Raw genomic sequence first — 4,878 nt, 5'->3', positions numbered from 1 at the left:
GTCCGAAAAACGCGATGTCTTCACGCAAAATTTCCTTGATCCGATTAGGAGAAAATTCTACTTCTGACGAGCTCTGATTTCAGGGGGGATTACCCGAATCAGATCAGTAGAGAGGAAGGGAAACGGCGAATTGTTGTCAGTGCAAACGTCCGTGGTCGGGACATTGGATCATTCGTATCCGAGGCAGAACAGAAAATCCAGGCTCAGGTAGATATCCCGGCAGGTTATTGGATCGATTGGGGCGGTACCTTTGAGCAGCTTGAATCGGCAACGAAGCGGCTGCAGATTGTCGTCCCCGTGGCGCTGCTCCTGGTCTTCATTCTGCTTTTCATGATGTTCAACAATGTCAAAGACGGCTTGTTGGTCTTTACCGGGATTCCATTTGCGCTCACGGGAGGCATTGTTGCGCTGTGGCTCAGAGATATCCCATTGTCCATTTCAGCAGGTGTTGGCTTTATTGCTCTGTCAGGCGTCGCAGTTCTAAATGGCCTGGTAATGATCTCCTTCATCCGTAGCCTACGGGAGCAAGGTTTGCCTCTGGACACCGCGATCCGCGAGGGCGCTCTTACCCGGCTACGCCCGGTATTGATGACGGCCCTAGTGGCTTCACTCGGGTTCGTTCCAATGGCCTTGAATGTGGGTACCGGTGCAGAGGTGCAGCGCCCCCTTGCGACGGTGGTAATCGGGGGGATTCTCTCCTCAACGGTGCTAACGCTATTAGTTTTGCCGTTGCTCTACCAGATGGCTCATCGGCGCGAAGACGAATTGGAGGAGCAAGAAATCGCGCTAGCCGCCGACAGAACGAGCTAGATATCGGATGGCGGTACACAACGCCCCGTTCTTGCTAGCAAGCAAGAACGGGGCGTGTTGATTATCGGAGCGCTAAGTTCATTAGCGGCGCAGCGGGCAGTACAGCCTTGGTGGCGCAGGTCTGATGCATCTAAGCGGTAAATAAGAAACTTGCTCGCGCTAAGTGCTATGACCTGCGCTACATACGCCTCCTCGACCTGATGGCTTTCACCCAAGGTGAGCTGACGAAGGATTATGCGAGCAGCGGCTGACCTGCCCTGAACCGCCCCGGGTTTCGCGGAGGCTGTTTTGTTTGAGTCAGGCAGCAACCGATATGGTTGCCTGACTCTGTTCATATAGTGCCTCAAACTCGGCCGGTGGCCTATTTCCAATTGGCTCCAGCAGGCGCTGATGGGTAAGCGTCCGGTGAACACACCTTTTGAACTCCAGCTTTAAGGGCGATGGTGTCCGTCTATTTTTTCGCGGACGCGATTGCCCTTATCGCCAGGAGTTACATGCGCCAACGAAGCTCTTATCCAAAACCGTTCAAAGCCCAAGTCGTGCAGGAGTGCCTGCAACCTGGAGCCACCGTTTCCAGCGTCGCCATTCGGCACGGCATCAACGCCAACGTCATTCGCAAATGGCTGCCGGTCTATCGCGATCAAGCCGTCACAACCCTGCCAGCCTTCGTGCCAGTGCAACCGCTACCCAAGCGCACAGTGGATGAGGTGGTAGTGATCGTATTGCCCTTGGGAAGCAAGTCCATCACGGTTAAATGGCCCGCCTCAGATCCAGACGGTTGTGCACGTTTCATCCGCAGTCTCTCGCAATGATTCGCATCGACTCGATCTGGCTCGCCACCGAGCCCTTGGACATGCGAGCAGGCACGGACACAGCGCTGGCCCGCGTTGTCACAGTATTTGGGGCGGCGCAGCCGCACTGCGCCTACCTGTTTGCCAACAAGCGCGCCAACCGGATGAAAGTGCTCGTGCATGATGGTGTAGGCATCTGGCTCGCCGCACGGCGACTGAACCAGGGCAAGTTCCACTGGCCAGGCGTGCATCGTGGCCTAAAGGCAGAGCTCGACGCTGAACAACTACAGGCTTTGGTACTCGGCTTGCCATGGCAGCGAATTGGTTCCGGCGGTGCAATTACAGTGCTCTGAACCACGCTTACCAGCTGTGGCCGTGGCGGTGCTTTGGTAAAATCCACGGCATGACTTCCTCGCCCAATCTCGACCAAATGACGCCCGAACAGCTGCGCGCCCTCGCTGCGCAGTTGCTGTCCAAGGTCGACACCATGGGCAGAGAAAGCCGCCGCGACAAGACCGTTATCGAGCAACTCTCTCACGAGATCGCCATTCTCAAACGGCACAAATTCGCCAAGCGCAGTGAGCAAATCAGCCCGGCGCAAGGCAGCTTGCTGGATGACTTGCTCAACACCGACCTTGAGGCTATCGAGGCAGAACTGAACGCGCTCCGGCCTGAGCCTGCAGCAACCTCATCGCGCCAACAGCCCAAGCGCGCTCCGCTACCACCCCAGTTCCCACGTACGGTCATCCGCCATGAGCCGGAGAGCACACTGTGTGCCTGCGGGTGCCAACTTGAGCGCATCGGCGAAGATGTGAGTGAGAAGCTGGATTACACGCCAGGCGTGTTTACCGTCGAGCAACATGTGCGTGGCAAGTGGGCCTGCCGTCAGTGCGAAACACTGATCCAAGCGCCAGTGCCAGCCCAAGTGATCGACAAAGGCATTCCCACCGCCGGCCTGTTGGCCCATGTGATGGTGGCCAAGTTCGCAGACCACTTGCCGCTGTATCGCCAGGAAAAGATCTTTGGCCGCGCAGGCTTGATCATATCGCGTTCGACGCTGGCGCAGTGGGTAGGCCAAACCGGCGTGCAGCTCCAGCCCTTGGTGGATGCGCTGCGCGAGGCAGTGCTAGCTCAGGACGTTGTACACGCCGATGAAACACCGGTGCAGATGCTGGCACCCGGCGAGAAGAAAACACACCGGGCTTACGTCTGGGCCTACTGCACTACGCCGTTCTCGGCACTGAAGGCGGTAGTCTATGACTTCAGCCTCAGCCGTGCTGGCGAGCATGCGCGTAACTTCCTGGGCACCTGGAATGGCAAGCTGGTCTGCGATGACTTCGCAGGCTACAAGGCCGGCTTCGAGCAGGGCATCACCGAAATCGGCTGCATGGCGCATGCCCGGCGCAAGTTCTTCGACCTGCATGCGGCGAACAAAAGCCAATTAGCAGAACAGGCTCTGCACTCAATCGGCGGGCTGTACGAAGTAGAACGGCAGGCCAAAGACATGAGTAATGAAGATCGCTGGCGATTACGCCAAAAAGTAGCAGTGCCCATCGCAGGCAAGCTGCACGAGTGGATGTTGGCTCAGCGCGAGCGTGTGCCTGAGGGCTCGGCCACAGCCAAGGCACTGGACTACAGCTTGAAACGCTGGGTAGCGCTGACGCGCTACCTGGATGATGGTGCTGTGCCCATCGATAACAATGCGGTCGAGAACCAGATCAGGCCGTGGGCGCTTGGCAGATCAAACTGGCTCTTCGCTGGATCGTTGCGCAGCGGTAAACGCGCGGCTGCAATCATGAGCCTGATCCAGTCAGCTCGCATGAATGGCCATGATCCGTATGCCTACCTCAAGGACGTGCTAACGCGGTTGCCGACGCAGAAGGCTAGCGAGGTCGAGCAACTACTGCCCCATCGGTGGGTGCAGGGCTGACCGGCGCAAGGTGTATTCCCTGTACGCTTACGCTGATGGTTGAACCAGGTCACCCACTTCAGCGTTTCCCACTCCAGACTGTCTACGCTTTTCCACGGCCCTCGCTTATGGATCAGTTCGGTCTTGTAGAGGCCGTTGATGGTCTCTGCCAGTGCGTTGTCGTAGCTGTCACCGGTATTGCCAACCGAGGGTTCGATGCCAGCTTCGCCCAGCCGCTCGCTGTAGCGAATCGACAGATATTGCGAGCCCCTATCGCTGTGATGAACCAGCCGGTGGGGCTCAGGCCGACGAGTGTGAAGCGCCTGTTCCAGAGCATCCAGAACAAACTCTGTGCGCATGTGTCGGCTGACACGCCAGCCTACGATAAACCGTGAGTAGACATCGACGATGAACGCCACATAAGCAAATCCCTGCCAGGTTGAAACGAATGTGAAATCGGCGACCCAGAGCTGATTGGGACGTTCGGCCGTGAACTGGCGCTTTACCAGATCCCTGGGATTGGCATTGTCAGGATCGGCTTGTGTGGTTTTCACCGTTTTGCCCCGCGTTACGCCGCAGAGCCCCATTTCACGCATCAACCGTTCCACTGTGCAGCGCGCAACCACCTGGTGTTCGCGATGCATCTGCCGCCAGACTTTCCTAGCCCCGTAGACCTCGTAGTTTTCCTGCCAGACACGGTGAATTTGTACAGCAAGTTCCTCGTCACGGATCGCTCGGGCGGAGCGTCGTGAGCGGTCACGTAGCCGTGCAGCATGGCGCCGGTAAGCCGATGGAGACACTTGCAACACGCGGCACAGTGGCTCGACTCCAAAGCTTTGCCGGTGCTTGTCGATCAGCTGCCAGATCACTTCAAACGGCGCAGGATGGCCTGCCCGTCGGGCTCCGCCTGGGCGAAAAAAGCGCTGGCGACCTTGAGGATCTCGTTAGCTCGCTTGAGCTCACGAACCTCACGTTCCAGTTCCTTGACGCGGGCATCAGTAGCCGAGGCGGAGGGGGCCGCAGGCGCAGCTGCCTTCCGAATCCAACTGCTCAACGTCTGGGCGGTGCAGCCGATCTTGCTGGCCACCGCCTCAATGGCGGCCCACTGCGATGTGTGGGACTCCCGGACCTCATAAACCATACGGATGGCCCGGTCACGGACTTCAGGGGAAAATTTGGTGTGCTTGCTCATATGGGCTCCATTCTCTCAAAGGGTGGAGCCTCCGCGAAACCCGGGGCGGTTCACCCTGGTTGGCAGCAAGGGGCGATAGCTACGGTAATCCCCCCTGAAATCAGCCCTCGTCAGAAGTAGAATTTTCTCCTAATCGGATCAAGGAAATTTTGCGTGAAGACATCGCGTTTTTCGGA

Annotated in this window: 4 protein-coding genes, 1 pseudogene and 1 other annotated feature; of the genes and pseudogenes, 4 read left to right on the top strand and 1 reads right to left on the bottom strand. The window is 57.8% G+C overall.

Features of this window, described 5'->3' with window-relative positions:
* Window positions 1-93: 93 nt before the first annotated feature.
* The 4 genes and pseudogenes from BM116_RS18415 to tnpC all read left to right on the top strand — a co-directional run.
* Window positions 94-810 (top strand): annotated as a pseudogene (locus BM116_RS18415) (efflux RND transporter permease subunit); the annotation flags it as partial.
* Between the two features lie 494 nt (window positions 811-1,304).
* Window positions 1,305-1,622, top strand: a complete 318-nt coding sequence (gene tnpA / locus BM116_RS18410) for an IS66-like element accessory protein TnpA (RefSeq protein ID WP_169847328.1) — start codon at window positions 1,305-1,307, stop codon at window positions 1,620-1,622.
* On the top strand, window positions 1,619-1,954 hold the full coding sequence (tnpB, locus tag BM116_RS18405; RefSeq protein WP_169847329.1) for an IS66 family insertion sequence element accessory protein TnpB: 336 nt from the start codon (window positions 1,619-1,621) through the stop codon (window positions 1,952-1,954). The genes tnpA and tnpB overlap by 4 nt, the downstream gene beginning before the upstream one ends.
* Before the next feature lie 50 nt (window positions 1,955-2,004).
* The gene (gene tnpC, locus BM116_RS18400; protein ID WP_090475323.1) at window positions 2,005-3,531 is read left to right on the top strand and encodes an IS66 family transposase; all 1,527 of its coding nucleotides are present in this window, start codon (window positions 2,005-2,007) and stop codon (window positions 3,529-3,531) included.
* Here tnpC and BM116_RS18395 read toward each other — a convergent pair.
* Window positions 3,444-4,702, bottom strand: a protein-coding gene (locus BM116_RS18395) for an IS3 family transposase (RefSeq protein ID WP_407920324.1) whose coding sequence is annotated in 2 segments (ribosomal slippage) — window positions 3,444-4,423 and window positions 4,423-4,702 — 1,260 coding nt in all. Because the reading frame shifts where the segments join, the coding sequence is not laid out codon by codon here. The genes tnpC and BM116_RS18395 overlap by 88 nt on opposite strands.
* Window positions 4,302-4,433: a sequence feature (AL1L pseudoknot), on the bottom strand. Its footprint overlaps the gene before it by 132 nt.
* Window positions 4,703-4,878 lie beyond the last annotated feature (176 nt).

Origin of the sequence: Halopseudomonas pachastrellae, from assembly GCF_900114765.1 — a bacterium.
Taxonomy (GTDB): Bacteria; Pseudomonadota; Gammaproteobacteria; order Pseudomonadales; family Pseudomonadaceae; genus Halopseudomonas; species Halopseudomonas pachastrellae.
The sequence above is the reverse complement of the archived record's forward strand: the minus strand, read 5'-3'. Positions and strand labels throughout refer to the sequence as shown.